Source organism: Pantoea sp. SM3640 (genome assembly GCF_015654165.1).
In the GTDB taxonomy this organism is placed as follows: domain Bacteria; phylum Pseudomonadota; class Gammaproteobacteria; order Enterobacterales; family Enterobacteriaceae; genus Pantoea; species Pantoea vagans.
Map to the genome: position 1 here is coordinate 3,363,028 of NZ_CP064872.1, position 26,152 is coordinate 3,389,179.

Genomic DNA, 26,152 nt, shown 5'->3' on the forward strand with positions numbered 1-26,152 from the left:
CAACCGAATTATCGGCAGTCTGACGCGGCTTCAGGGGGCCTGCCAGCCACCGCCGAGCGCGGCAATCAGCGCCACGCTGCTGACCCACTGCGTGCTCTGCAGCGTCAGCAAACTCTGCTGCGCACTCAGGCTGCTGTTCTCAGTGGTCGCTACATCCAGGTAGTTAATCATACCCGCCTCATACTGCAGACGCGTCACCCGCGCCGAGGTCTGTGCAGCATCGGTGGCGCGCTGCTGTGCGGCGATTTCGCCCTGCAGCGTGTTCAGCTCCACCAGCTTATCTTCCACTTCCTGCATCGCGGACAGCACCGTCTGACGATAGGTCGCGACGCTGGCATCCCAGCTCGCCCGCGCCTGATCGACTTTGGCAGAGGTCGCGCCCGCGTCAAGCAGCGTGCCGCTCAGCTCCGGCCCCAGCGACCAGACGCGGTTCGGCAGTGAGAACAGCGAATGCAGCACCGAAGCGCTGACGCCACCGCTGGCGCTCAGGGTCAGGTCGGGATAGTAACCAGCCACCGCCACACCCACGGCGGCATTGGCGGCGGCCATGTTGCGTTCGGCGTATGCAATGTCGGGACGGCGCTGCAGCAGCTCGCCCGGCAGGGCCGCCGGAATCGCGGGCAGCGTGGCGGTCAGCGGCGCGGCGGCCAGGCTAAAGTCGGCGGGGGCTTTGCCGATCAGTAGCGCAATGGCGTGCTCCATCTGCGCGCGCTGCCACTGGTAATCCTGCGCCGAGGCGCTGGCATTCTCCAGTTGCAGCTGCGCCTGAGCCAGAGTCGCCCGCGACGCGGTGCCCGCCTGATACTGGCTGGTAATGACGTTCAGGTAGCGCTGATAGGCGTCAACGCTCTGCTGATAGCGCGCGATTTTCTGATCCATGATGCGCAGCTGGAAATAGTCCTGCGCCAGCTCAGACTGGGCGCTCAGGGTGATATTGGCCAGTTCCGCCGCACTGGCCGCGGCGCTGGCGCGGTCCTCCTCCAGCGTGCGCCGCAGTTTGCCCCACAGATCCAGCTCCCAGCTGGCACTCAGTTCCGCCTGATGGCTGCTGCTGGTGGTGCGAACGCTGCTGTTGGTTGCATGGCTGCCGCTGCGCGTCACGCTGCCGTCATAGCCCAGCGAAGGAAACAGCGCCGCGCGAGACTCCGCCGCCAGCGCCTGCGCCTGCCGGTACTGCGCGGCATAGGTCGCCACATTCTGATTCGACACGCTGACCTGGCTCAGCAGCCCGCCCAGCGTGGCGTCGTGATAGACCGCCCACCATTCGCCTTTGCTTTGCGCATCCAGCGGCGTCGCCTGCTGCCAGCCTTTCGTCTCTTTATAGTGAACCGGCATCGCCACCGCCGGGCGCTGATAATCGGGACCAACGCTACAGCCAGCCAGCAGCAGCACAATAAACGGGATAAGAGATTTCATGGATCAGGATTCCGCATGGCGCAGACGACGCCATTGACGTTGAGTGGCACGGCCCAGACGGTCGAGCCACAGATAAACAACCGGTGTGGTAAACAGCGTCAGCAGCTGGCTGAGCGCAAGACCGCCCGCGATGGCAATCCCCAGCGGACTGCGCAGATCGGCATCCCCGCCACTGCCCAGCGCCAGCGGCAACGCGCCGAAAAACGCGGCCAGCGTGGTCATCATGATCGGCCGGAAGCGCATCAGGCACGCCTGGGTGATCGCCTGCTGCGGCGACATGCCCTGCCGCCGTTCCGCGTCGATGGCAAAATCGATCATCATGATGGCGTTCTTTTTCACGATGCCAATCAGCAGGATGATGCCAATCAGCGCGATCACCGTGAGCTGCGTGTTGGTCAGCAGTAGCAGTAACAGCGCGCCGACGCCCGCAGACGGCAGCGTCGAAAGAATGGTCAGCGGATGGATGTAGCTCTCGTAGAGCACGCCGAGCACGATATAGACCGCTGCCAGCGCCGCCAGAATCAGCCACGGCATGGTAGCGGTCAGCTGGGAAAAGGCGGCGGCGGTACCGGCAAAACCGGCATGAATGGTCGATGGCAGGCCCAGCTTCGCCATCGCCTGTTTAATCAGACCCTGCGCCTGCTCCAGTGAAACGCCATCATTGAGATTGAACGCCACCGTGCTGGTCGCTGACTGGCCCTGATGGGCCACCGACAGCGGCGCATTGCCGCCGCTGAAGCGGGCAAAGGCGGAGAGCGGCACGCGGTCACCGCTGTCGTTAATCACATAGAGCTGCTGCAGCGTCTCCGGATTCGCGGTGTCGCTGTCCTGCAGCGACATCACCACGTGATACTGATTCAGGGTGTGATAGAGCGTAGCGATCTGCCGCTGGCTGAACGCATTATTCAGCAGCGTATCGAGCATTTTCACGTTGACGCCCAGCCGGGTCGCTCGGTCGCGGTCGATGGTCAGTTCCACCTCCTGACCGCCGGTCTGCGAGTCGGAGTCTACGCTGTTGAGCTGAGGGATCGCCGCCAGCGCCGCCTGCACTTTCGGCGTCCAGATCCGCAGCAGATCAAGATCGTCTGCCTGCAGACTGTACTGATACGTGGCGTTAGCGCTGCGTCCGCCAATGTGCAGATCCTGCGCCGCCATCAGGAACATCTGCGCCCCGGCGATGTGGCTGGTTTTACGCGTCAGCCGGTTGGCCACTTCGGTGGCCGTGGCATCGCGCTGGTCAAAGTCCTTAAGCCGCACAAAGAAGTTGGCGCTGTTACGGGAGCCAAACATCCCGCTGCCCATCGACGACATTACGCTCTCGACCGCCGGGTCTTCCTGAATGATCTTCGTGAACATCAGCATTTTCGGCTTCATCGCCTGAAATGAAATGTTCTGATCGGCGCGCAGCGCGCCCATCAGTAGCCCGGTGTCCTGATTCGGGAAAAAGCCCTTCTGCACTACGGTAAACAGAAAAACATTCAGCAGCACGGTCAGCAGCAGACTCAGCAGCGTCAGTTTCTGATGGCGCATCACCCAGGCCAGCCCGCGTCCGTAGGCGGCCAGCAGGCGGTTCAGCTGATTTTCAATAAACTGATAAAGCGGATGCGGCCGCTGGCTGACGGGCGGCTTTGGTTTAAGCAGGCGTGCGCAGAGCATCGGCGTCAGGCTGAGCGAGACAAACAGCGAGATCAGCAGCGATACGGTGAGCGTCACGGCAAACTCGCGGAACAGCCGCCCCACAATGCTGCCCATCAGCAGGATCGGGATGAACACCGCGATCAGCGATACGGTCATCGACAGCACGGTGAAACTCACCTCCTGCGCTCCGCGCAGCGCCGCCCGTAACGGGCTCAGCCCGCGCTCAATGTGACGGGTGATGTTCTCCAGCACCACAATCGCATCATCCACCACGAAGCCGGTGGAGATAATCAGCGCCATCAGCGACAGGTTATCCAGGCTGTACCCCAGCAGGTACATCACCGCACAGGTGCCGATCAGCGACACCGGCAGCGCCAGTGCCGGAATGATCACCGCCTGCAGATTGCGCAGGAAAATAAACACTACCGCAATGACCAGCAGCACCGCGATCAGCAGCGTCTCTTCGGTATCATACAGCGAGGCGCGCACGCCGGGCGAGCGGTCAACCACCACTTTCAGCTGGCTGTCCGCGGGCAGGCTCTTTTCCAGCAGCGGCAGCTGCGCTTTTATCGCGTCGATGGTTTCGAGCATATTAGCGCCCGCCTGACGTTTGATACCGATCATCACCGCAGGCGTGGCATTCAGAAATCCCGCCTGATAGCGATCTTCCACCGAGTCATAGACGGTGGCAACGTCGCGCAGCCGCACCGCCTTGCCCTGTTGATACGTGATGATCAGATCGCGATAGCTGGCGGCTTTTTCCAGCTGGCCGTTGCTGTCCACCAGCCACGACTGGTCACTGCCCTGTAAAATCCCCTTGGGCAGATTGGTGGTGCTGTTGGCGACGGCGGCGCGCACCGTCTCCAGCGAGATGCCGTAGTGGGTCAGCTTCAGCGGCTGCAGATCAATCCGCACCGCGGGTAAGGCGCTGCCCATCAGCGACACATCGCCCACGCCCTGCACCTGTCCCATCGCCTGTTCGATCTTGCTCTCCGCCAGATCGTAAAGCTCGCCGGGCGTGCGGGTGGCAGAGGTCAGCGCCAGCATCACAATCGGCGCATCCGACGGGTTGGCTTTGCGATAGGTCGGCAGCGAGGCCATCGCGCTCGGCAGCAGGCTGCGCGACGCGTTGATCGCCGCCTGCACGTCGCGTGCCGCGCCATTGATATCACGGTCCAGCTCAAACTGCAGGATGATGCTGCTGGAGCCCTGCGAACTGCTGGAGGTCATCTCACTGATACCCGCAATCTGCCCGAGCGAACGTTCCAGCGGGGTGGCGACCGTCGCCGCCATAGTTTCCGGGCTGGCTCCCGCCAGGCTGGCGCTGACCATGATGGTCGGAAAATCGACCTGCGGCAGCGGTGCCACCGGCAGCAGCCGGTAGCCCAGCGCGCCGAGCAGCAGGATCGCCAGCGTCAGCAGCAGCGTCGCCACCGGACGAAAGATGAATAGCCGGGTCAGATTCATTGCCCGCTCCGCGCCTGCTGCTGACGGCGTTTCACCCAGGCGTTGCCGCGCTGCGCCAGCCCGTCAAACCAGAGGTAGATGACCGGCGTGGAGAAGAGCGTCAGCACCTGACTGACAATCAGCCCGCCGACAATCACCAGCCCCAGCGGCTGACGCAGTTCGGCACCCGAGCCGGAGGCGAGCATCAGCGGCAGCGCGCCGAGCAGCGCCGCCATCGTCGTCATCAGGATCGGGCGGAAGCGCAGCAGGCAGGCCTGATGAATCGCCTCACGCGCGCTCAGGTGCTGCTGATGTTCCGCCTCCAGTGCGAAGTCGATCATCATAATGGCGTTCTTTTTCACGATGCCGATCAGCAGGATGACGCCAATCAGCGCAATCAGGCTGAACTCCGTGCCCGCCAGCAGCAGCGTCAGCAGGGCGCCCACCGCCGCCGACGGCAGCGTAGAGAGAATCGTGACCGGATGGATAAAGCTTTCGTAGAGGATTCCGAGCACCACATACATGGTGATCAGCGCCGCCAGAATCAACCACAGCGTGTTGCCGGTGGCGCTCTGGAACGCCGAGGTTTCCCCCTGATAGCGCAGCGTGGTGCTCTCCGGCAGCTGCAGCTGCTGGCGCACCTCTGCAATTGCCCGCTGACCATCCTCCAGCGAGTAGCCTGGATTAAGGTTGAAGGAGATCATCACCGCCGGGAACTGATTCAGCCGCATGTGCATCAGCGAGCCGGTGCGCTGATGAATCGTCGCGATAGAGGTGAGTTTCACCATCCCGCTGCTGGCCGTGGTGCTGTCCGAACCTGAGGTGGACGTCGACGTTGATGAAGAGGTGGATGAAGAGGTGGACGAAGAGGCAGATGACGTCGTGCTGGTGGATGACGACGTTGAACTGCTGCTGGTGGACGGCTGCAGATAAACATCATCAAACGACGCCGGCCCCTGCTGGTAAGCCGGCGCCACTTCCAGCACCACCCGATACTGATTCGACTGGGTAAAAATGGTCGAGACCAGACGCTGACCAAACGCGTTATAGAGCGCAGTGTCCACGTCCGATGCGGTAATGCCGAAGCGCGCCGCTTTGTCGCGGTTCAGCTCCACGTAAGATACACGCCCCTGATCCTGCAGGTTACTCACCACGCCATTAAACTCGGGCCGCTGCTGCAAGGCAGCCACCAGTTTCGGCGACGTGCGGACCAGATTTTCACTGTCGGCGTCGTCGAGGGTGAACTGATACTGACTCGGCGATACCTGATCGTTGACGGTGAGATCCTGCGCTGGCTGCAGATAGAGCCGGATACCCGGCACGCTGGCGGTCGCCTGGTTCAGCTGGCTGATGACCTGGCTGGCACTGAGATCGCGCGAGCCAAACGGCTTAAGGTTGATCTGCAACCGTCCGCTGTTGAGACTGGTGTTGGTGCCGTCGATACCGATGGTCGATGAGACGCTCTCCACCGCCGGGTTTGTCAGGATAAGTTTAGAGAGCGCCTGCTGGCGCGAGGCCATGGCGTTAAACGAGACATCCTGAGAGGCAACGGTGACGCCCTGAATCAGCCCGGTATCCTGCGTCGGGAAGAAGCCTTTCGGCACCATCAGATAGAGCAGCGCCGTCAGCCCGAAGGTCGCCAGCGCCACCAGCAGCGTCAGTTTCTGATGATTCAGCACCATGGTCAGCAGCCGGTCATAGCCGCGCACCAGCCGGTCAAACAGCGCGCCGCCCTTGCGGGCAAAGGTTGACTGCTGCTCTGGCGGAATGTGCCGCAGCAGATACGCGCACAGCATCGGGGTCAGCGTCAGTGACACCAGCATCGACACCAGGATCGCCACCGCCAGCGTAATCGCGAACTCCCGGAACAGCCGCCCGACCACATCGCCCATAAACAGCAGCGGGATCAGCACCGCAATCAGGGAAAAGGTCAGCGATATGATGGTGAAGCCAATCTGCTGTGAGCCTTTCAGCGCCGCCTCCATCGGTGACTCGCCCTGCTCCAGCCGCCGGGAGATGTTCTCGACCACCACGATCGCGTCATCGATGACAAAGCCGGTGGCGATGGTCAGCGCCATCAGCGACAGATTATTCAGGCTGAAGCCCGCCAGATACATCACGCCAAAGGTGCCAACCAGCGACAGCGGCACCGCCACGCTCGGGATCAGCGTGGCGGCCACGTTGCGCAGGAACAGGAAGGTCACCATCACCACCAGCGCAATCGACAGCATCAGCTCAAACTGCACGTCGCTGATTGAGGCGCGAATGGTCTGGGTGCGGTCGGAGAGAATGGTCATCTTTACCCCGTCCGGCAGCGCCGCCTGCAGTGCGGGAAGCTGCGCCTTGATGTTGTCCACCACCTGAATAACGTTTGCGCCGGGCTGGCGCTGCACGCTGATGACAATCGCGGGCTGGTTATTGGCCCATGCGGACTGGAAGCTGTTCTCCGGACCCTGCTCAATATGAGCGATATCTTTCAGGCGCAGCGCCGCGCCGTTCTCGTAAGTGAGGATCAGGTTGCCGTACTCTTCGGCGGTGCGCAGCTGATCGTTGGCGTCGATGGTGACCGAATGATATTTGCCGTCAAAGCCGCCTTTGGAGCCATTGACGTTGCTGTTGCCGATCAGCGTATTCACCGCCTCCAGCGTCAGATGATGCGCCGCCAGCGCCTGCGGGTTCATCTGCACCCGAATCGCGGGCTGATGACCGCCCGCCAGCGTCACCATGCCGACGCCGGAAATCTGCGACAGCTTCAGCGCCACCCGGGTATTCACCAGATCCTGCACCTCTGTCAGCGGCAGCGTGTCTGAACTGGCTGCCAGCGTCACCACCGCGCTGTCCGCCGGATTGACCTTTTTGTAGGTCGGCGGATTAGGCAGATCGTCAGGCAGCAGGTTATTTGCCGCGTTAATGGCCGCCTGCACCTCCTGCTCGGCGACATCCAGCGACAGATCCAGGCTGAACTTCAGAGTAATGATCGACGAGCCGCTGGCGCTGGTGGAGCTCATCTGGCTCAGCCCCGCCATCTGCCCTAGCTGGCGCTCCAGCGGTGAGGTGACCGACGACGCCATGACATCCGGGCTGGCGCCAGGATAGAGCGTGGTGACCTGAATGGTCGGATAGTCGACCTGCGGCAACGCCGAGGTCGACAGGAATTTATAGGCGAAGATGCCCGCGATCAGCACGCCGACCATCAGCAGAATGGTGGCGACCGGACGCAGAATAAACAGGCGAGACGGGTTCATTTCGATACAGCACCGGCAGCGGGCGTCTCATCCGCCAGCGTGACTTTGCTGCCGCTGGTCAGACGATCGATCCCTTCCGTTACCAGCCGATCGCCCGGCGAAACGCCACTGAGGATCGCCTGCTGATCGTCGCCGAACGCCGGGCCGGTGGTGACCGCTTTGCGCGTGACGGTGTGATCTTTGTTGATCACAAAGACGAAGCTGCCATCGCTGCTGAGCTGCAGCGCCTGCGCCGGGATCACCGTCACGCCTTTCAGCACCCGGGTCTGCAGCCTGATATTCACAAATTGGTTAGCAAACAGCGCTTCATCCTGGTTGGCAAACATCGCCTTCAGCGCCACGGTGCCGGTGGCGGTGTCGATCTGGTTGCTGATGAACTTCACTTCGCCGCTGGCAAGCGGATGCTGATTGTCCTGATCGAACAGCGTGGCGGGCAGGCTCTGTCCCTGATGCAGCACGCTGACCAGCGCCGGGATGTCGCTTTGTGGCACGCTGAAGGTCACGGCAGCGGGCTGCATCTGCGTAATGGTGACCAGGCCGGTACTGCTGGAGCTCTGTACCATGTTGCCGGGATCGACCTGACGCAGGCCGACACGCCCGCTGATCGGGGCGGTAATCCGGGCATACTCAATGCTCAGCTTCGCACTGGCAATCTGCGCCTGATCGGCGGCGACAGCGCCGCGATACTGCCCGACGGTGGCAATCTGACTGTCCAGATCCTGACGCGCCAGCGCATCCTGCGCAGCCAGTTTGCGGTAACGCGCCAGCGTCAGCTCGGCACTTTTCAGCAGCGCCTGGTTTTCGCTGAGTTCAGCCTGATACTGGTTCAGCGTCGCCTGATAGCTGCGCGGATCGATCTGCGCCAGCAGTTGCCCGGCGCTGACCTTCTGCCCTTCAGTGAAGAAAACCTGCTCCAGCTGACCATCAACGCGGCTGGTCACCGTCACGCTGGCGTTGGGGATCACCGTGCCGAGCGCATTCAGCCATACTGGCACATCCGCCGTGCTGGCGACGCCGCTGTGAACCAGCGTTGCACCGCCGCCCATCATGCCAGGCGCACCCGGTCTGCCCGGCGGCATTCCCTCACCCGGCCCGTGCCCCGAAGAGAGCAGACGCCAGATAACGCCCGCGACAATCACAACAACCAGCAACAGGAGCAGCCATTTAAGCCCAAAGGAACGCGCGGGGCGAGAAAGGTGAGTCATCGTCGAACTCTTCAGATAAGCAGAAAAAGAAATCCCGGAACGTGCGGAATGCGGCAGTGAAAACCGGTTGTGGCGAGCAAAAAAAACGCCAGGCGTCACGGCGGCCATTATCGGTGAAAGGCGACGCGCGTTTCTACCGGCAAACTGTCAGGGTTTCGTTAAGAACGATGATGATTTAACGGCGGTTGATACAGCCGAAAAGGCAGGAGTCCGGTGCGCAGGCAAAAAAAAACCCACGCATCTGCGTGGGTCGGTGTAATAACAGGGTCTCACTGCCGAAGCGGTGTTGTTTTCACACCCATCAATACCTCTGGGACTGCTATCCTCGCACTGATTGACCGCGCGGAGACAGCAGGAAAACGCAACCGAATTCGGGGAAGTGCAACGAGGTGTGACTATCCTTCACGCCTCGCTTACACTCAGATCTAACTAAGATTTATCCGAAGGGCTGGCCGCAGGTTTGGTGTAGATGGCATCCGGCGCAACGTTCATGTGTTTCAGAACCGGCCCCATGATGTTGCCGAATACCGGCGCAGCAACCGAACCACCGAAGTGATCGCCCGCCGTCGGATGGTTGATCATCACCACCAGCGCCACTTCAGGATGGCTGGCGGGCGCGATACCGGCGGTGTAGTTGACGTAGCCGCCATCATACTTGCCGCTGGTGCCCATCTTTTCCGCCGTACCGGTTTTGGTTGCCAGACGGTAGCCCGGCACCGCCGCTTTCAGTCCGGTTCCGCCTGGCAATACGTCGCTCTCCAGCATATGCACCACCTCTTTCACCGTTTCCGGGTTGGCAACCTGCCGTCCCATGACCGGTGGCGTGACGCGGGTGATCGACAGCGGACGGTAAACGCCATAAGAGCCGAGCGTGGCGTATTCGCGTGCAATCTGCAGCGGCGTGACGCGCAGGCCATAACCAAAGGAGAAGGTGGCCCGCTCAATGTCAGCCCAGCGGGCACGGTGCAGCGGGAAGTAACCGACGCTTTCGCCGGTCAGCCCTAATCCGGTCGGTTTGCCCAGGCCAAACGCATGATAGGTATTCACCAGCGCTTCCGCGGGCATCGCCAGCGCGAGGTGAGAGACCCCGATGTCGCTCGATTTTTGCAGAATACCGGTCATGGTCAGGCGCGGCCAGTGGCCAACGTCGCGGATCAGGTGGCCGTTCACGCTGTAAGGCGTGGTGTCGATCACCGAGTCCGGGCGAACCAGATGGCGCTCCAGCGCTTCCATCACCACCAGTGGCTTCACGGTCGATCCCGGTTCGTAGCTGTCGTTGATGGCCGAGTTACGCATCTGCGCCGGGGTAGCCCCTTCATAGTTGTTGGGGTTGAACGACGGATAAGAGGCCATCGCCAGAATCTCGCCGGTGTCAATCTTCACCAGCACGGCGGCACCCGAGTCCGCCTTGTTGATCAGCACGCCGTCGCGCAGTTTGCTGTAGAGCGTGTACTGGTCATATTTGTCGATGCTGAGCTGTACCGTTGGCGGCTGCGTCGGCGGCTGGTAGTTGATCATCGCGATGATATTGCCTGCCGCATCCTGACGATAAACCTCTTTGCCCGGCTCGCCCTGCAATACCTTATCGAAGCCTTTTTCCAGCCCGTTCAGGCCGACGTTATCCGCGCCAACGATGCCGATCAGTGGCGCAGAGGCTTCACTCATCGGATAGAAACGGCTGTCGTCATAAACTTCACTGATGCCTTTCAGCTTCAGCTCTTTAATGTCTTTGGCGATACCCAGTTCGACTTTACGCCCCAGATAGAGGAAGCGACGTTTCGGGTTGGCGGTGATCTGCGCCGCCAGCTCTTCAGGACGGGTGTTCAGCGCCGCTGCAAGATAGGCCCATTTGGCACTGGTAAAATCGGGGTTGCTCTCCAGCACGCGCAGTGGATCGGCAATCACGTCGCGCGATGGCACGCTGAGCGCCAGGGCTTCGCCGTTACGATCCAGCAGGGTGCCGCGGCTGGTGGGCAGCGTGACGGTTCGCAGCGATCGCTGATCCGCTTCGTGCTCCAGCATCGGCTGATTCAGGAACTGCAGGTCCGCGACGCGCGCCAGCAGCACCACCAGGCAGGTCGTGACACCGAGGCAGATCAGCCGAAAACGAAAAGGGTTAAAGGGCGCTTTTATCTGGTCTTTTCCCAGTAGTTTTTTAATCCGGGGCATGGCATTCCGCTGCGCAAAATAAAGAGAAAGGGGCTGGTGCCAGCAGTTATAAAGAAAGCGCTGGCCGTATAACAGGAAAACTGTGTATCAGTTCGTTATCGACGGTAGATTGCGGGCAAAAAAAACCTGCGCATCTGCGCAGGTTGGTGTAATCAAGAAAATCTATTGATGTTCACCCATCAATACCTCTGGGACCCTGAATGTAGCAAAGGGGATTGATCGGCTGCCATCGCCTAAACGCAACAGTTACCCGCAAAATGTAACCAGCCATGAGATCCTTACGCTATTGTGCAATCCTGATGTTTTTTGATTTCCACCAGGCAACTCATGGCGTTTGGCCCCTGCGTCAGCGACGAGGTGCCGATGTCGAGCGTCAGCACGTTGGGGTTACCCGCGCGATCGAAAGGCTGCCATGCCCTGCCGAAGCCCGGATCAAACCAGGCACCGGTGGCGATAATCACCACGCCCTGCGTTACACCCTCAGTGATGCGCACACCCGCCAGCATCACACCACGGGCGTTGCTCACCTCAATTTCATCGCCTTCCACCAGTCCGCGCGCGGCCGCATCCACTGGATGCATGCAGAGCGTTTCATGTCCGGCCGTTTTGTTGCCCTGCACCGTGTCGGTGGCATCCAGCTGGCTGTGTAACCGGTCGGACGGCTGAATGGAGATCATGTGCAGCGGATAGTCACGGCTCACGGGCGAACCGAGCCACTCCTGCGGTTCACGCCACTCCGGATGACCGGCGAAATCGTCCAGCTGGTAGTCCGCAATGGTCTGGCTGAACAGCTCGATTTTGCCGCTGGCGGTTTTGATCGGATTCGCCTGCGGATCGGCACGGAAATCCTCCATAAACTGATAAGGCTTGCCGCCTTCCGGAATTTCCACAAAGCCGCGCTGCCAGAATTCATCAAATTCGGGGAAATCGATGCCTTTGCGCTGATGGGCGGTGGCGCACTGCTGATAGAGATGCACGATCCACTGCATCTCGTTGCGTCCTTCGGTAAAGGTGTCGCGATAGCCGAGACGCTCTGCTAAATCGGCAAAAATATCGAAGTCGTTGCGTGCCTGATGCTGCGGCTTAATCGCCTGATGCATGGCCAGCACAAAGCGGTCACGTGAGGAGCCGCCGATGTCGTTGCGCTCCAGTGTGGTCGTCGCGGGCAGCACGATGTCCGCCATCTGCGCCGCTGGCGTCCAGACGATATCCTGCACCACCACCGTATCGGGCCGTTGCCAGCCCTCCACCAGCCGGTTCAGCTGCTGGTGATGGTGGAACGGATTGCCGCCCGCCCAGTGCACCATGTGGATGTCGGGATAGTGCAGCGTTTCGCCCTGGAAGCGATAGGGCTGGCCGGGATTGAGCAGCATATCGCTGATGCGCGCCACCGGAATCGACAGTCCCGAAGGATTCGGGCCGGTGCTCATCATCGGCGCTGGCCCTTCCTGACGCGGGTTGCCGACGCTGTTCATCGACCCGTGACCAAAGGAGAACCCTGCGCCCGGCAGGCCAGGCTGACCGAGCATTGAGGAGAGCGCAATCATCATCCAGTAAGGCTGCTCACCGCGATGGGCGCGCTGCACGGAATAGGAGCAGGTAATAAAGCTGCGTTTGCCGGTCAGCTGCTGCGCCAGCTGCACGATGCGGTCAGCCGGAATGCCGGTGATACGGCTGGCCCAGCCGGCGGTTTTCGCCACGCCGTCGGTTTCGCCCAGCAGATAGGCGCGCAGCTGCGGCCAGCCGGTGCAGTGGCTGGCGAGAAACGCCTCGTCAACCGCGCCGCGCTGGGTGATCTCATGACCCAGCGCCAGCATCAGCGCCACGTCGGTGTTGGGGCGAATCGGGATCCATTCGGCGTTCACAAATTCCGGGCAGTCATCGCGCATTGGGCTGATGTTGATGACCGGCGTGCCTTTAGCCGCCAGCTGCATCAGCGCCGGTTTCAGGCTGTGCTGCCCTGCGCCTCCTGAGGCGACCTGGGCGTTTTTCAGCGCCAGCCCGCCAAAGGCGACAAATATTTCGGCGTGCTCCACCACCTGCGGCCACTCGGTAACGCGTCCGGTCAGCGGCATATAGGTGCCGATCACATAGGGCAGGAAGAACTGCGCCGCGCCCCAGCTGTAGTTACCCTGCTGATCGACGCCGCCGCCACCCTGAAAGTAGAAGCGACGCACCAGCGTGCGGGCGTGGTTAACGCGACCGGCCGATGACCAGCCGTAGGAGCCGTTGAAAATACCCGATGCACCGTAGCGCTCGCGGACGCGGCGATTCTCTTCCGCCACCAGATCCAGCGCGGTTTCCCAGTCCACGGCGACAAAATCTTCCCGGCCTCGCAGCGTGCGGTCGCTCTTCTCGCGTGACTTCAGCCACGAACGGCGCACCATCGGCTGGCGAATGCGTTTGTCGGAGTAGACCAGCTCGGGAATAGTGTGGATCATCGGCGACGGATCGGCATCGGCGAAGAAAGGTTCGCAGCCAGTCAGACGATCGTTTTCAGTGACGGCGGTAAACGCGCCCCAGTGCGCCAGATGTGGCACTTTGATTTTCATCGTTGTTTTTTCACGGTAGCCAGGTGGGGAACTGAGCATAACATGGGGCGACGTCTCAGCAGAAGATGTGCCTGTGGGTCTGATTTTGCCCCTTTTTGCGACAACGCTGGCATTCTGTCGGGTTGATGTGTCCGCCCTTTTCCGTAACACTGATGCGATGTGTAAACGTTTTCCCCAAAGCAGGTCAACGCATGGCTACCATAAAGGATGTTGCGCGACTGGCTGGCGTTTCTGTCGCCACAGTCTCCCGTGTAATCAATAATTCTCCCAAAGCCAGCGACAGCTCCCGACAGGCCGTAGGCCAGGCGATGGAGCAGCTTCAGTATCACCCGAATGCCAACGCACGCGCGCTGGCGCAGCAATCGACCGAAACGCTCGGCCTGATTGTCGGTGACGTCTCCGATCCCTTTTTTGGCGCCATGGTGAAAGCCGTGGATGAAGTGGCAGGCGACACCGGTAACTTTTTGCTGATTGGTAACGGTTACCACAATGAGCAAAAAGAGCGTCAGGCGATTGAACAGCTGATGCGTCACCGCTGCGCGGCGCTGGTGGTGCACGCCAAGAAGATTCCCGACGCAGAGCTGGAAGTGCTGATGAAGCAGGTGCCCGGAATGGTACTGCTGAACCGGCTGATAAAAGGCTTTGAAAAGCGCTGTATTGCACTCGACGATCGCTACGGTGCCTGGCTGGCGACCCGCCATCTGATCCAGCTCGGCCACCAGAATATCGCCTTTATCTGCTCAACCCACACCATCTCTGATGCCGAAGATCGCCTGCAGGGTTACTACGATGCGCTGAAAGAGCACGGTCTGCCGTGCAGCGATCGGCTGGTGACCTGGGGCGAACCGGACGAAGTCGGCGGTGAGCAGGCGATGACAGAACTGCTGGGACGCGGCAGAAATTTCACCGCCGTCGCCTGCTACAACGACTCCATGGCGGCGGGCGCGCTGGCGGTGCTGAGCGATAACGGCGTCCGCGTGCCGGAAGAGATGTCGCTGATCGGTTTCGATGATGTGCTGGTGTCGCGCTATGTGCGACCACGCCTCACGACAGTCCGCTATCCGATTGTCACCATGGCGCAGCAGGCCGCTCAGCTGGCCCTGGCCCTGGCCAACGATCTGCCGCTGCCGGAAGTCACTCACATGTTCAGCCCGACGCTGGTGCGCCGTCACTCGGTCAGCGGCCCGGCCTGACGCCGCGGTGGCCGGTTCATCCAGCCATCGCGTTTACTGAAAGGCACGCAGCAGCGTCTCCAGCGGCCTGACCAGCGCTATCACCGTTTCATCCTGCACCTCTGCGGCGGCATCCAATGTCGCCTGCATCCCGGCCACTTCAGTGGCACCAGATGCCTGATTACGGACGTAAGCATTCACCAGCGCGAAGCCCATGGTGCTGAGCATTTCAGTCTGTTGCACGCTGTGTGCCAGCGGCTTCAGCGTCGCGCTGCTGGTGACGATCGGCATTACCGCCGTCGCGTTGGCCTGCCAGCGCTGCAGGAAACCTGAACCCGAACCCGATTTTTTACGTCAGTCGGAATTTTCTGCCGGGTTGAGGCTTCCTTGCTTCAGGTCAAATCAGAGCGCATTAATTCTCAGCAATCACTACATGTAGGGAATAGAATCCTCCCGAACCCCATATGTAGTTTACGGAGAGAGAAATGGCGACGGTGGTAATCAAGCGCGATGGAGGCCGGACAGGCTTTGATGCGCAGCGTATCGAGCAGGCTGTCATGGCGGCGGCACGGGCAGCAGAGGTCGACGATGCGGCCTGGTGCGCGCAGGTCGCCGAGCGCGTTGCTTTGCGGCTGGCGGATCGTCCCGAAGTGGATATTAGTGAGATTCAGTGTGCGGTAGAAGAGACGCTGATGGCGGGCCCTTATCCACAACTGGCGCGCGCCTACATTGAATACCGCCACGATCGCGATGTCGCCCGAGATCGCCAGAGCCAGTTACACCACGCCATTCGCGGTCTTGTCGATCAGACCAACGCGGCGCTGCTGAACGAAAATGCTAACAAAGACAGCAAAGTGATCCCGACACAGCGCGATCTGCTGGCCGGGATCGTGGCGAAGCACTACGCGCAGCAGCAGATCCTGCCGCGGGATATCGTTCTGGCGCACGAGCGCGGCGAGATCCACTATCACGATCTCGACTATTCACCCTTCTTCCCGATGTTTAACTGCATGCTGATCGATCTGAAAGGCATGCTGACCAATGGCTTTAAAATGGGCAACGCTGAGATCGAGCCGCCTAAATCGATCGCCACCGCCACTGCTGTGACGGCGCAGATCATCGCCCAGGTCGCAAGCCACATTTACGGCGGCACCACCATTAACCGCATTGATGAAGTGCTGGCCCCGTTTGTTGAGCAGAGCTATGCCCGGCATCTGGCGATCGCTGAACAGTGGCAGATTCCGCAGGCTGAACAGTATGCACGTCAGCGTACGGACAAAGAGTGCTACGACGCCTTTCAGTCGCTGGAGTACGAGGTGAATACCCTGCACACCGCCAACGGCCAGACGCCGTTTGTCACCTTTGGTTTCGGCCTGGGAACGGACTGGGCGGCGCGGCTGATTCAGCAGTCGATTCTGCGCAACCGGCTGGCCGGACTGGGCAAAAATCGTAAAACTGCGGTATTCCCTAAACTGGTGTTCAGCATTCGTGAAGGCGTCAACCGCCGGACGGGCGACGTTAACTACGATATCAAGCAGCTGGCGCTGGAGTGTGCCAGCAAGCGGATGTATCCCGACATCCTCAATTACGATCAGGTGGTGAAAGTCACCGGCTCGTTCAAAACGCCCATGGGCTGCCGCAGCTTCCTAGGCGTTTATGAAGAGAATGGCGAGCAGATTCATGAGGGCCGCAACAACATCGGCGTGATCAGCCTGAACCTGCCGCGCATTGCGCTTGAGGCGGCTGGGGATGAAGCCCGCTTCTGGACGTTGCTTGATGCCCGCCTGCTGCTGGCTAAGCGGGCGCTGATGACGCGTGTGGCGCGTCTAGAGAAGACCAAAGCACGCGTCGCGCCCATCCTCTACATGGAAGGGGCCTGCGGCGTCCGGCTGAATGCTGATGATGAAGTCGGCCCTATTTTCCGTAATGGCCGGGCGTCACTGTCGCTGGGCTACATCGGCCTGCACGAAACCCTGAATGCCCTCAGCGGCGGCCACCAGCACCCTTACGATGACGCGGCACTGCGCGCCAAAGGCGTAGCGATCATCGCCTATCTGCGCGCCGCCACTGACCGCTGGAAAGCGGAAACAGGCTACGGCTTCAGCCTTTATAGCACGCCGAGTGAGAATCTGTGCGACCGCTTCTGCCGACTGGATGCGGCACAGTTTGGCGTGGTACCGGGCGTTACCGACAAGGGTTATTACACCAACAGCTTCCATCTTGACGTCGAGAAGAAGGTGAATCCTTACGATAAAATCGACTTTGAAGCGCCCTATCCGCCGCTGGCGAATGGTGGATTCATCTGTTACGGCGAATACCCGAACGTACAGCACAACCTCAAAGCGCTGGAGGATGTCTGGGATTACAGCTACGACCGCGTGCCCTATTACGGTACCAATACGCCGATTGATGAGTGCTACGAGTGCGGCTTCAACGGCGAGTTCACCTGTACCAGCCGTGGATTTACCTGTCCGAACTGCGGCAATCACGATCCGGCACGCGTCTCTGTGACACGGCGGGTCTGTGGCTATCTGGGCAGCCCGGATGCGCGACCTTTTAACGCCGGTAAGCAGCAGGAAGTGCAGCGTCGCGTTAAGCATCTGGCCGAAGGGCCGCTGGGATGATGCATATTCACCGCTACTACGATGTGGATATCGTGAATGGCCCCGGCACCCGCTGCACGCTGTTTGTCGCCGGTTGCGAACATCAGTGTCGCGGCTGCTACAACCAGAGTACGTGGCGCACTGACTCCGGCGTGCCCTTTACGCTGGCGATGGAAGAGCAACTGCTGGCGGATTTGCAGGACACACGCATTCCGCGCCAGGGATTGTCGCTGAGCGGTGGCGATCCCCTTCATCCGCATAACGTGCCGCACATTCGCCGTCTGGTGAAACGGGTGCGAAAGACATGCCCCGGTAAAGATATCTGGCTCTGGACCGGCTACCGGATGCAGGAGCTGAATGCGGCACAGTGTGCCGTGCTGGACTATCTCGACGTGCTGATCGATGGCCGCTTTGTCGAAGAGGAGAAGGATGCCACGCTGCAATGGCGCGGCAGCCGAAATCAGATCGTCTGGCAGTTACGCTGAGTGACGCGGGATGTCGCCCGACTCAATGATGCTGACGCTCTCACTACCCGGCATGAATGCCTGCTGATGCAGACAGCGTGCCACGTCGCGTGCGTGAACCGCCCGCCAGTTGCCCGGCAGCAGCGAAAACAGCGGTCCCGCCAGGCTTTCGCCCTGTCGTTTCTGCGCGCGATCCCCCAGCAGCAGTGAAGGCCGCACCAGCATCAGGCGCGGCCAGCCCTGATGGCGCAGCGCATTCTCCATTTCGCCTTTGACGCGATTGTATAAAAACGGTGAGTGACGGCTGGCACCGTGCGCGCTGACCACCAGCATCTGCTTCGCCCCCAGACGTAATCCGCATAACCCGCTGTCCACCACCAGCGTGTAATCGACGTGAATAAAGGCCTGCTTGCTGCCCGCCTGCTTACGTGTGGTGCCCAGGCAGCAGAACACCGTATCCAGCGAACTCTGCAGCGGCCCCAGCACATCGGTGAGATCGGCCTCTACCGGATTCACCACTTTGTGCATTACGGGCAGTGGCCGGCGGGTAGGCGCGATGATCTCATCAACACGCGGATCCTCAATCAGTAAGCGCAGCAGATGCGACCCGACTAAGCCGGTGGCACCGGTCAGTAATACGCGATTCATCTCAGATTCGTCCTTATTTCACTGCTGACAGCTTAAAAGATAGCTGATCTTAACGGGCTGGCTTGCGTTCTCACGCTCAGCGACCAGGCTTACAACGTTATCCGGATAGCGCGCCTCGCGCTCCACAAATTTAAGGAGGAAAAAAGATGAGCAAGAAAGTTGCGGTTTTGATTACCGATGAATTTGAAGACTCAGAATTTACCTCACCTGCGGAAGCCTACAAAGGCGCTGGTTTTGAGGTGGTGACCATTGAGAAACAGGCCGGTAATGTCGTTAAAGGCAAGAAAGGCGAAGCGGAAGTGACCATCGACCGCAGCATTGATGACGTCAGCCCGGCGGAATTTGATGCCCTGCTGCTGCCAGGCGGCCACTCGCCTGACGCGCTGCGCGGCGACGATCGTTTTGTTGCCTTTACCAAAGAGTTTGTCGCCAGCGGCAAACCGATCTTTGCCATCTGCCACGGTCCACAGCTGCTGATTAGCGCGAACGGCGTGCGCGGTCGCAAGATGACTACCGTTAAAGCCGTTGCCATTGACCTGATCAATGCCGGTGCTGACTTCCATGATAAGGAAGTGGTCGTGGATGGCGATAAGCTGGTCACCAGCCGTACGCCGGACGATTTACCGGCCTTTAACCGTGAATCCCTGCGGATCCTCGAAGCGCTGTAAATCCGCCACGCCCTTTTCTGCTGAAAGGGGCGTATCTATTTCTCCCGCTGCCAGGCAATTTTCTTGCCGAATCCCAGCGCATTATCCGTCATCTTCACCTCATCCAGCTCAATCTCCCACAGCGGGGCCGACACTTTGCGTGAGACCGGAAAACGTTTCTGGTAAGCCGCTCTGGCGATCTGCTCTGATGCTTCATCCAGCCGTGTGACCCGGCCACGATACTGCACCCCTTTAATCAGCAGGACAGTTCTGGGCTGGCCATTTACGGTGCCTGCAACCTGCGGATTCAGCACCATGAGTTCACCGTGGCGGGTATCAGGTTCGGTCATGATCCAGAAGGCCATGCGCGTCTCATCAAAGACGTAGTAGCAGTTAGCGCACCAGAGTTGATCGTCGGCGGTACAGCAGAGTGAAAGCACATGCTGCTTTCGGAGGTAGCGAACAAGATGGGCGTGATCGGACAAGATAAACTCCTGGCGGTGCACCGGAGCGTGAAGCGCGCTACACTGCCCGGCACCTTTTTTTGGGAATAGATTACGTATGGCTCAGCAGTGGCAACTCTACATCGTCCGGACGGCGAAAGGGAGCCTGTACACCGGCATTACCACGGATGTGGTGCGCCGGGTTGCTCAGCACCAGAGCGGACGCGGCGCCCGCGCGCTACGGGGCAAAGGTCCGCTGGACCTGGTGTTTCACTGTGAGGCGGGCGATCGCGCCAGCGCCTCCAGACTGGAGTATCAGGTTAAACAACTGACCCGTCAGCAGAAGTTACTGCTGGTGGCGGGTCAGCCGATCAGTCTGGAGAGCTGGCTGGGTATTACGGCTGGCGATTAAAAGGTTCGGCGTAGTCGATCTGCCCTTCCGCGCCGTCAAAAGCATTGTCCGCCAGACGGTAGACCTGGAACGTTGTCTCTGTTCCCGGCCAGCGACTGCGCAGGCCATGGCGTGCAGCCGATTCAAAACCAAACCGGCTGAACAGCGCCGGATCGCCCAGCACCACGACCGCGCTGTAGCCAAATTCATTAAGCGTATCCAGCCCCTCATAAATCAGCTTGCTGGCAATGCCCTGACCGCGCAGCGTCTCATCAACGGCCAGCGGTGCCAGCGCCACCCAGCCGCGATCGTCGCCCTGAACGCTGACCGGACTGAATGCGGCATAACCCAGCACCTGTCCCTCATCATCCGTGGCGACCACGCCCAGGGTCAGCAGGCCATCTTCACGCAGCGCCTGAGTCAGTTCCGCCTCGGCGGAGGTACTGAAGCAGCGTCTGAGCAGTACGTCGATGCCTGCGGCATCAACACCAATTTCGCTACGGATCAACATGCGGCACCCGCGCGTGCCTGTGCGGCCTTCGCGTCCTGTTTCATGCCGGCGTCGACAAATGCCGCCATCTGCTCAATAGCCGTGCGTAACGCGGTGGGCATAGCCTCGGGTTCAATAGCATCCATTACGTTCTTCACCTCAAGTCCCAGTTCTGTGTCGCCTTCAATCACCAGACGGCGTTGAAAGAACAGCATGTCGGGATCTGCTTTACGTGCTGCCACCAGCAACAGATCATTGGCATTGCCCCGAAACCAGACATCCGCTTCGGACTGTTGCAATACCGCCAGTCGGCCATCCTGCAGCGTGGTTATCCATTGCAGATTGAGATCGGCAATCCCGATACCCAGCAGGCGACCGTTCAGAAAGTCTAACTCACCTTCAGCCAAAGCATGGCGAAATTGCCAGTTTAAGAGTTGTTGCAGCAGCAACTTTTTGACCGGGAATGGGGTAAGCGCTACGGGTAACCCTAAGATTTTTGGACCATTTTTCACACAATGGGCATGTATCCGCTCTAACACTTTCGTCACTCCCTTCAGAAAATTTTACGTATATTGCCATATCCTTTTCTGCGCGCCTCATCCGGGATCAATAAAAAACGCGGCTATAGAGGGAAAAAAAGCGCCGCCAGGCCGGATGAACTGGAATTTCACTGCCCCAAATCAACACGCAGACCACACCAGATGCCTAGACTCGACGCCCATCGCATGTTGAGAGGAACACCTATGGAACTGCTCTGCCCGGCAGGAAACTTACCCGCAGTGCGCACCGCCACAGAGAATGGCGCAGATGCGGTCTATGTGGGACTGAAAGATGACACCAATGCCCGACACTTTGCGGGCCTGAACTTCACCGATAAAAAGCTGGCTGAAGCGGCGCGCTATCTTCATCAGCATCGGCGCAAACTGCATGTGGCGATCAACACGTTTGCCCACCCGGATGGCATGGGACGCTGGCAGCGGGCGATTGATGTGGCGGCGCAAAACGGAGCCGACGCGCTGATTCTGGCCGATATTGCCACGCTGGAGTATGCCGCGAAGCATTATCCACAGGTTGAACGTCATCTCTCTGTGCAGGCTTCGGCAACCAATCTTGAGGCGATTCGCTTTTATCATCGCCACTTCAATCTGCAGCGCGTGGTGCTGCCGCGGGTGTTGTCGATTCATCAGGTTAAACAACTGGCGCGCAGCACGCCGGTGCCGCTGGAGGTGTTCGCCTTTGGCAGCCTGTGCATTATGGCGGAAGGCCGCTGCTATCTCTCTTCCTGGATGACCGGCGAATCGCCTAACAGCGCAGGTGCCTGCTCCCCGGCTAAATTTGTGCGCTGGCAGCAGACGCCGCAGGGCATGGAGTCACGCCTGAATGAGGTGCTAATCGATCGCTACGCGCCCGATGAGAGCGCAGGTTACCCGACGCTCTGCAAAGGACGCTATGAGGTTAACAATCAGCGTTATCACGTGCTGGAGGAGCCTGCCAGTCTGAACACACTGGAACTGCTGCCGGAACTGCTGCGGGCAGGCATCGCCTCGGTGAAAATCGAAGGCCGCCAGCGCAGTCCCGCCTACGTCGCTGATGTGGCGCGCGTCTGGCGTCAGGCGATCGATCGCTGCAAGGCGCAGCCGGAACAGTTTGACGTCGCGCCACAGTGGATGCAGACGCTGGGCGATCTCTCAGAAGGCACGCAAACCACGCTGGGTGCTTATCACCGTGAATGGCAATAAGGAGTCATGATGCAATATGCCCTTGGGCCGGTGCTCTGGTACTGGCCGACCGATACGCTGGAAGATTTCTACCAGCAGGCTGCCCGCAGTAGTGCGGATATTATTTATCTCGGCGAGGCGGTGTGCAGTAAACGCCGCGCCACGCCCTATGCCCGCTGGATGGCGCTGGCGCGTGACGTGGCGTCCAGCGGCAAACAGGTCGTACTCAGCACGCTGGCGCTGCTGCAATCCCCTTCTGAGCTGAAAGAGCTGCAGCGCTATGTAGAAAACGGCGAGTTCCTGATTGAAGCCAATGATATCGGCACGGTCAATATGGCCGCTGAGCGCCATCTGCCGTTTGTCGCCGGTCCGACGCTGAATGTCTATAACGCCGACACGCTGCAGCTGCTGGTCAAAGAGGGCATGACGCGCTGGTGTATGCCGGTGGAGATGTCGCGTGACTGGCTGCTACAGCTGCTGGCGCAGTGCGAAACACGGGGTATCCGGCAGCAGTTTGAAGTGGAGGTGATGGGCTACGGTCATCTGCCGCTGGCGCTGTCAGCGCGCTGCTTCACCGCCCGCTCTGAAAACCGCGCGAAAGATGACTGTGAAACCTGCTGCATCAACTATCCGACAGGCCGCCGCGTCAATTCTCAGGAGGGACAGCAGGTGTTCGTCCTCAATGGCATTCAGACCATGAGCGGCTACTGCTATAACCTGGGTAACGATCTGGCGGGAATGCGTGGCCAGGTCGATTGCGTGAGACTCTCGCCGCAGGATACGTCGACGCTGGCGGAGATTGACCGTTTCCGCGCTAATGAAAACGGTCAGGCCCCGCTTATGGTCGCGAAAGGCTGCGATTGTAACGGTTACTGGCGCAAACTGGCAGGTATGACGCTGGCATCCTGAGTAAAAGCACATACCGGCTATATTCCTGCTGAGGTTAGCAGTTTTAATATAAGGAATGATGCGTAATACTAAATGGTGCAGGTTTTTACGCCTGCGCCATACAACGGGAGTAGTCATGTCTGATAAAAAACCTCTTCGCCTGTCCGTGCTGGATCTTGCGCCGATTCCACAGGGCGCGACCGCACGGGATGCGTTCCATAATTCACTGGCGCTGGCGCGTCAGGCTGAAAAACTGGGCTTCGAACGCTACTGGCTGGCTGAACATCACAACATGACAGGGATTGCCAGCGCTGCGACGTCGGTATTGATCAGCTATCTGGCGGCGAACACCGAGACCCTGAAGCTGGGTTCCGGCGGCATTATGCTGCCTAACCATGCGCCACTGGTCATCGCCGAGCAGTTTGGCACCCTGGCCTCTCTCTATCCTGGCCGTATCGACCTCGGCTTAGGCCGTGCGCCCGGTTCTGACCAGCGCACCATGATGGCGCTGCGCCGTCACCAGGCCAGCATGCACGCTGACACCTTTCCCGAAGATGTGGCTGAGCTGATTCACTGGTTTGATGCTGACCCGGATGCGCAACTACCGGTTCAGCCAGTGCCGGGTCTGGGCCTGAAGATCCCGGTCTGGCTGCTCGGTTCCAGCCTTTACAGCGCCCAGCTGTCAGCGAAAATGGGCCTGCCATTTGCCTTTGCCTCCCATTTCGCGCCTGACCAGCTGTTCCAGGCGCTGCACGTGTATCGTGAGAACTTCCAGCCCTCAGCGCGTCTCGACAAGCCGTATGCCACCGTCTGTATTAACGTGGTTGCCGCTGATAATGAACGTGATGCGCGCTTCCTGTTTACCTCGCAGCAGCAGCAGTTTATTAACCTGCGCCGCGGCAAACCTGGCCCGTTACCGGCACCGGTTGAGAACATGAATAACCTCTGGTCGCCGTCAGAGCAGTATGGCGTGCAGCAGGCGCTGAGCATGTCGCTGGTAGGCGATACCGACAAGGTGCGTCATGGCCTGGCCTCGCTGATGCGTGAAACGCAGGCGGATGAAATTATGGTTAATGGTCAGATTTTTGACAGCGAGGCACGCCTGCGCTCCTTTGCCATTGCGATGGAAGCGGCAAACAGCCTGTAATCAGTTTTGCGGTGGGCGCAGGGTATCCGGGCTCACCGCCAGCTGACGACTGTCCCTGGCCGGAGATTGCCCATACAGGCGGCGATACTCGCGGCTGAACTGTGATGTGCTCTGGTAGCCCACCCGATAGCCTGCGGTACCGGCATCCAGCTTTTCCACCATCATCAGACGTCGCGCCTCGTTGAGCCGCAGTTGTTTCTGATATTGCATCGGCGTCATGGCCGTGACGGCTTTGAAGTGATGATGCAGCGAAGAGATACTCATGCCGACACTGCTGGCGAGCTGGTCTATCTTCAGCGGCTGATGAAAATTCTCACGCAGCCAGCGAGCTGCCTGCGCCACCCGGTTACCCGGCCGCTCAGCCAGCGCCATGTTCAGGATGCGCGATCCCTCCGGCCCGGTCAGCAGCCGGTAGAAAATCTCCTGCTCGATGAGCGGGGCCAGCGCTTCAATATCCTCCGGATGGTCAAGCAAACGCACCAGCCGGATGACCGCATCCACCAGCAAAGGTGAAACCTTATGCACGGTGACACCACGTTCATTGCCTGCGGTCGACAGCGGCAGCGCTGGCGGAAACTGTTCAAGGTAGCGCATAAGCCGGGATTCATTAATGGCGATACCTATTCCGAGATTCGGCTTTTCCGGCGTGGCGACAGTGACGCAGGCGCGCACTGGCATATCCAGCGTCACGAGCAGCAGATCTCCCGGTCCATAGTGCAGCACCTCATCACCCATATGCAGCGCTTTGCTGCCCTGCGCCACCAGCGCAAAACTGGCCCATTGAGCAAAGTGCATCGGCTCAGTGGGTGCTGAAACCCGGCCAAAAAACAGGCAATCGATGGCGCTGGAATGCCGGCCATCCTCCGGCGCATGACGGGCAATTAACTGTGCCAGCGCCTGCCACTTGTCACTCTCTGTCACTGTGTTCTCCCCTTCCGCTCTCTGTGCCGATATTACCTGACGTCAGGCGAAATGCCTGTCCTGCTGCCGCACTTTTGCAGGATCGTGCAAAAAGCTTGCAGGATTGCGCTACCCGCTTTTCGTCACCAGCGCGCATAGTCTTTCGACGCAATCATTACGGCGGAGAATGACATAATGAAAGCACTGCAGAACAAAATCGCACTGGTGACAGGCGCCTCAAAAGGGATTGGTGCAGCGATTGCCATCGCGTTCGCCGCAGCGGGCGCCAGGGTCGTGGTCAACTATCGTCAGGACGAGGTGGGAGCGGCAGACGTGGTGAGCGATATCGTCACGCTGGGCAGTGAAGCCGTGGCGGTACAGGCTGATATTTCTCATCTGCGGGACGTGGAACGGCTGTTTGCCACCACCGCAGAGTGTTTCGGCGCACCCGATATTGTGGTGAATAATGCGGGCAGTTTTCATCATGGCGAGTTTGCGGCGCTGACGCCAGAGGAGATGCAGCAGCAGATTAACGTTAACCTGCTCGGCACGCTGCTGGTCTGTCAGCAAGCAATTCGTCACTTTCCCGCGCACGGCGGCAGCATTATTAACCTCAGCGCCCTGAACAGTAAAAACAGTACGCCAGGTTCCGTGCTCTGGGCGGCCACCAAAGGTGCAGTGGATACGCTGACTCAGGGGCTGGCGCGCGAGCTGGGCGCAAAAAATATCCGGGTTAACGCGCTGGCACCGGGCATGATTCTGACCGAAGGATTGCTGGCCGCGAAGAGGATGAGCCCGCAGCTCAAGGCACAGCTGCTGGCGGCTACCCCGCTGGGGCGTTTTGGTCTGCCGGAGGATGTGGCGCAGGTTGCATTGTTTCTGGCGTCTGAAGAGTCCGCTTATGTCAGCGGCGAGCGCGTCATGATCAGCGGCGGTGCCTGACAGGCATAAAAAAAGGGAAGCCAGCGGC

Annotated in this window: 20 protein-coding genes and 1 pseudogene; 9 read left to right on the forward strand and 12 right to left on the reverse strand. The window is 59.9% G+C overall.

Going from position 1 to position 26,152, the window contains the following annotated elements:
- Positions 1-30: 30 nt before the first annotated feature.
- The 6 genes from IV493_RS15655 to IV493_RS15680 all read right to left on the reverse strand — a co-directional run bounded on the left by IV493_RS15655 (position 31) and on the right by IV493_RS15680 (position 13,671).
- Positions 31-1,416, reverse strand: coding sequence for an efflux transporter outer membrane subunit (locus tag IV493_RS15655; RefSeq protein WP_110331250.1), 1,386 nt, complete (start codon positions 1,414-1,416; stop codon positions 31-33).
- Positions 1,417-1,419: 3 nt separating this feature from the next.
- On the reverse strand, positions 1,420-4,521 hold the full coding sequence (locus tag IV493_RS15660; protein ID WP_195857415.1) for an efflux RND transporter permease subunit: 3,102 nt from the start codon (positions 4,519-4,521) through the stop codon (positions 1,420-1,422).
- Positions 4,518-7,745, reverse strand: a complete 3,228-nt coding sequence (locus IV493_RS15665) for an efflux RND transporter permease subunit (RefSeq protein WP_195857416.1) — start codon at positions 7,743-7,745, stop codon at positions 4,518-4,520. Before IV493_RS15665 ends, IV493_RS15660 begins: the two co-directional genes overlap by 4 nt.
- On the reverse strand, positions 7,742-8,950 hold the full coding sequence (locus IV493_RS15670) for an efflux RND transporter periplasmic adaptor subunit (RefSeq protein WP_195857417.1): 1,209 nt from the start codon (positions 8,948-8,950) through the stop codon (positions 7,742-7,744). Before IV493_RS15670 ends, IV493_RS15665 begins: the two co-directional genes overlap by 4 nt.
- A gap of 429 nt (positions 8,951-9,379) precedes the next feature.
- A complete protein-coding gene (locus tag IV493_RS15675; protein ID WP_095706306.1) occupies positions 9,380-11,119 on the reverse strand; it encodes a penicillin-binding transpeptidase domain-containing protein in 1,740 nt (579 codons plus the stop codon).
- A 278-nt stretch (positions 11,120-11,397) separates the two neighbouring features.
- Positions 11,398-13,671 (reverse strand): molybdopterin guanine dinucleotide-containing S/N-oxide reductase, encoded by a 2,274-nt coding sequence (locus tag IV493_RS15680; protein ID WP_195857418.1) that lies wholly within the window; start codon positions 13,669-13,671, stop codon positions 11,398-11,400.
- 191 nt (positions 13,672-13,862) lie between these two features.
- Here IV493_RS15680 and galR point away from each other — a divergent pair, with 191 nt between their 5' ends.
- On the forward strand, positions 13,863-14,864 hold the full coding sequence (gene galR / locus IV493_RS15685) for an HTH-type transcriptional regulator GalR (protein ID WP_003851033.1): 1,002 nt from the start codon (positions 13,863-13,865) through the stop codon (positions 14,862-14,864).
- A gap of 33 nt (positions 14,865-14,897) precedes the next feature.
- Here the strand turns inward: galR and IV493_RS15690 are convergent.
- Positions 14,898-15,167, reverse strand: a pseudogene (locus tag IV493_RS15690) (beta-N-acetylhexosaminidase); the annotation flags it as partial.
- Positions 15,168-15,328: 161 nt separating this feature from the next.
- Here IV493_RS15690 and nrdD point away from each other — a divergent pair.
- Positions 15,329-17,467, forward strand: a complete 2,139-nt coding sequence (gene nrdD, locus IV493_RS15695; protein ID WP_195857419.1) for an anaerobic ribonucleoside-triphosphate reductase — start codon at positions 15,329-15,331, stop codon at positions 17,465-17,467.
- Positions 17,464-17,931 carry an anaerobic ribonucleoside-triphosphate reductase-activating protein gene (gene nrdG / locus IV493_RS15700; protein ID WP_195857420.1) on the forward strand — a complete coding sequence of 156 codons (468 nt, stop codon included), beginning with the start codon at positions 17,464-17,466 and terminating at the stop codon, positions 17,929-17,931. Before nrdD ends, nrdG begins: the two co-directional genes overlap by 4 nt.
- On the opposite strand, the gene IV493_RS15705 is transcribed toward nrdG, so the two are convergent.
- Positions 17,923-18,558, reverse strand: coding sequence for an NAD-dependent epimerase/dehydratase family protein (locus IV493_RS15705; RefSeq protein ID WP_195857421.1), 636 nt, complete (start codon positions 18,556-18,558; stop codon positions 17,923-17,925). The two genes, nrdG and IV493_RS15705, sit on opposite strands and share 9 nt — an antisense overlap.
- 146 nt (positions 18,559-18,704) lie before the next feature.
- On the opposite strand from IV493_RS15705, the gene IV493_RS15710 reads away from it, so the two are divergent.
- Positions 18,705-19,226: a type 1 glutamine amidotransferase domain-containing protein gene (locus IV493_RS15710; protein WP_033731332.1), complete on the forward strand. Its 522-nt coding sequence runs from the start codon at positions 18,705-18,707 to the stop codon at positions 19,224-19,226.
- Between the two features lie 35 nt (positions 19,227-19,261).
- On the opposite strand, the gene IV493_RS15715 is transcribed toward IV493_RS15710, so the two are convergent.
- A complete protein-coding gene (locus IV493_RS15715; RefSeq protein WP_013359922.1) occupies positions 19,262-19,690 on the reverse strand; it encodes a YhbP family protein in 429 nt (142 codons plus the stop codon).
- A gap of 76 nt (positions 19,691-19,766) precedes the next feature.
- Between IV493_RS15715 and IV493_RS15720 the strand changes: the two genes are divergently transcribed.
- On the forward strand, positions 19,767-20,060 hold the full coding sequence (locus IV493_RS15720; RefSeq protein WP_013359921.1) for a GIY-YIG nuclease family protein: 294 nt from the start codon (positions 19,767-19,769) through the stop codon (positions 20,058-20,060).
- On the opposite strand, the gene IV493_RS15725 is transcribed toward IV493_RS15720, so the two are convergent.
- A complete protein-coding gene (locus IV493_RS15725; RefSeq protein WP_013359920.1) occupies positions 20,044-20,550 on the reverse strand; it encodes a GNAT family N-acetyltransferase in 507 nt (168 codons plus the stop codon). The two genes, IV493_RS15720 and IV493_RS15725, sit on opposite strands and share 17 nt — an antisense overlap.
- Positions 20,544-21,068: an SCP2 domain-containing protein gene (locus IV493_RS15730; protein ID WP_013359919.1), complete on the reverse strand. Its 525-nt coding sequence runs from the start codon at positions 21,066-21,068 to the stop codon at positions 20,544-20,546. Before IV493_RS15730 ends, IV493_RS15725 begins: the two co-directional genes overlap by 7 nt.
- 204 nt (positions 21,069-21,272) lie before the next feature.
- Between IV493_RS15730 and IV493_RS15735 the strand changes: the two genes are divergently transcribed.
- The 3 genes from IV493_RS15735 (at position 21,273) to IV493_RS15745 (ending at position 24,282) form a co-directional block, all read left to right on the forward strand.
- A complete protein-coding gene (locus tag IV493_RS15735) occupies positions 21,273-22,268 on the forward strand; it encodes a peptidase U32 family protein (RefSeq protein WP_013359918.1) in 996 nt (331 codons plus the stop codon).
- A gap of 9 nt (positions 22,269-22,277) precedes the next feature.
- Positions 22,278-23,156 (forward strand): U32 family peptidase, encoded by an 879-nt coding sequence (locus IV493_RS15740; protein WP_147789427.1) that lies wholly within the window; start codon positions 22,278-22,280, stop codon positions 23,154-23,156.
- Between the two features lie 115 nt (positions 23,157-23,271).
- Entirely contained in the window at positions 23,272-24,282 is a 1,011-nt protein-coding gene (locus IV493_RS15745; protein ID WP_195857422.1) for a luciferase-like monooxygenase, read from the forward strand.
- Here the strand turns inward: IV493_RS15745 and IV493_RS15750 are convergent, their stop codons facing one another.
- Positions 24,283-25,203 (reverse strand): AraC family transcriptional regulator, encoded by a 921-nt coding sequence (locus tag IV493_RS15750; protein ID WP_195857423.1) that lies wholly within the window; start codon positions 25,201-25,203, stop codon positions 24,283-24,285.
- A 174-nt stretch (positions 25,204-25,377) separates the two neighbouring features.
- Between IV493_RS15750 and IV493_RS15755 the strand changes: the two genes are divergently transcribed.
- Positions 25,378-26,124, forward strand: a complete 747-nt coding sequence (locus IV493_RS15755) for an SDR family NAD(P)-dependent oxidoreductase (protein WP_033781664.1) — start codon at positions 25,378-25,380, stop codon at positions 26,122-26,124.
- Positions 26,125-26,152 lie beyond the last annotated feature (28 nt).

Coding starts and splice junctions, on each gene's coding strand:
- IV493_RS15745 (WP_195857422.1), top strand. CDS start 23,272: ATGTCTGATAAAAAACCTCTTCGCCTGTCCGTGCTGGATCTTGCGCCG.
- IV493_RS15680 (WP_195857418.1), bottom strand. CDS start 13,671: ATGAAAATCAAAGTGCCACATCTGGCGCACTGGGGCGCGTTTACCGCC.
- IV493_RS15740 (WP_147789427.1), top strand. CDS start 22,278: ATGCAATATGCCCTTGGGCCGGTGCTCTGGTACTGGCCGACCGATACG.
- IV493_RS15755 (WP_033781664.1), top strand. CDS start 25,378: ATGAAAGCACTGCAGAACAAAATCGCACTGGTGACAGGCGCCTCAAAA.
- IV493_RS15720 (WP_013359921.1), top strand. CDS start 19,767: ATGGCTCAGCAGTGGCAACTCTACATCGTCCGGACGGCGAAAGGGAGC.
- IV493_RS15710 (WP_033731332.1), top strand. CDS start 18,705: ATGAGCAAGAAAGTTGCGGTTTTGATTACCGATGAATTTGAAGACTCA.
- IV493_RS15735 (WP_013359918.1), top strand. CDS start 21,273: ATGGAACTGCTCTGCCCGGCAGGAAACTTACCCGCAGTGCGCACCGCC.
- IV493_RS15655 (WP_110331250.1), bottom strand. CDS start 1,416: ATGAAATCTCTTATCCCGTTTATTGTGCTGCTGCTGGCTGGCTGTAGC.
- IV493_RS15705 (WP_195857421.1), bottom strand. CDS start 18,558: ATGAATCGCGTATTACTGACCGGTGCCACCGGCTTAGTCGGGTCGCAT.
- galR (WP_003851033.1), top strand. CDS start 13,863: ATGGCTACCATAAAGGATGTTGCGCGACTGGCTGGCGTTTCTGTCGCC.
- nrdD (WP_195857419.1), top strand. CDS start 15,329: ATGGCGACGGTGGTAATCAAGCGCGATGGAGGCCGGACAGGCTTTGAT.
- nrdG (WP_195857420.1), top strand. CDS start 17,464: ATGATGCATATTCACCGCTACTACGATGTGGATATCGTGAATGGCCCC.
- IV493_RS15725 (WP_013359920.1), bottom strand. CDS start 20,550: ATGTTGATCCGTAGCGAAATTGGTGTTGATGCCGCAGGCATCGACGTA.
- IV493_RS15660 (WP_195857415.1), bottom strand. CDS start 4,521: ATGAATCTGACCCGGCTATTCATCTTTCGTCCGGTGGCGACGCTGCTG.
- IV493_RS15670 (WP_195857417.1), bottom strand. CDS start 8,950: ATGACTCACCTTTCTCGCCCCGCGCGTTCCTTTGGGCTTAAATGGCTG.
- IV493_RS15675 (WP_095706306.1), bottom strand. CDS start 11,119: ATGCCCCGGATTAAAAAACTACTGGGAAAAGACCAGATAAAAGCGCCC.
- IV493_RS15665 (WP_195857416.1), bottom strand. CDS start 7,745: ATGAACCCGTCTCGCCTGTTTATTCTGCGTCCGGTCGCCACCATTCTG.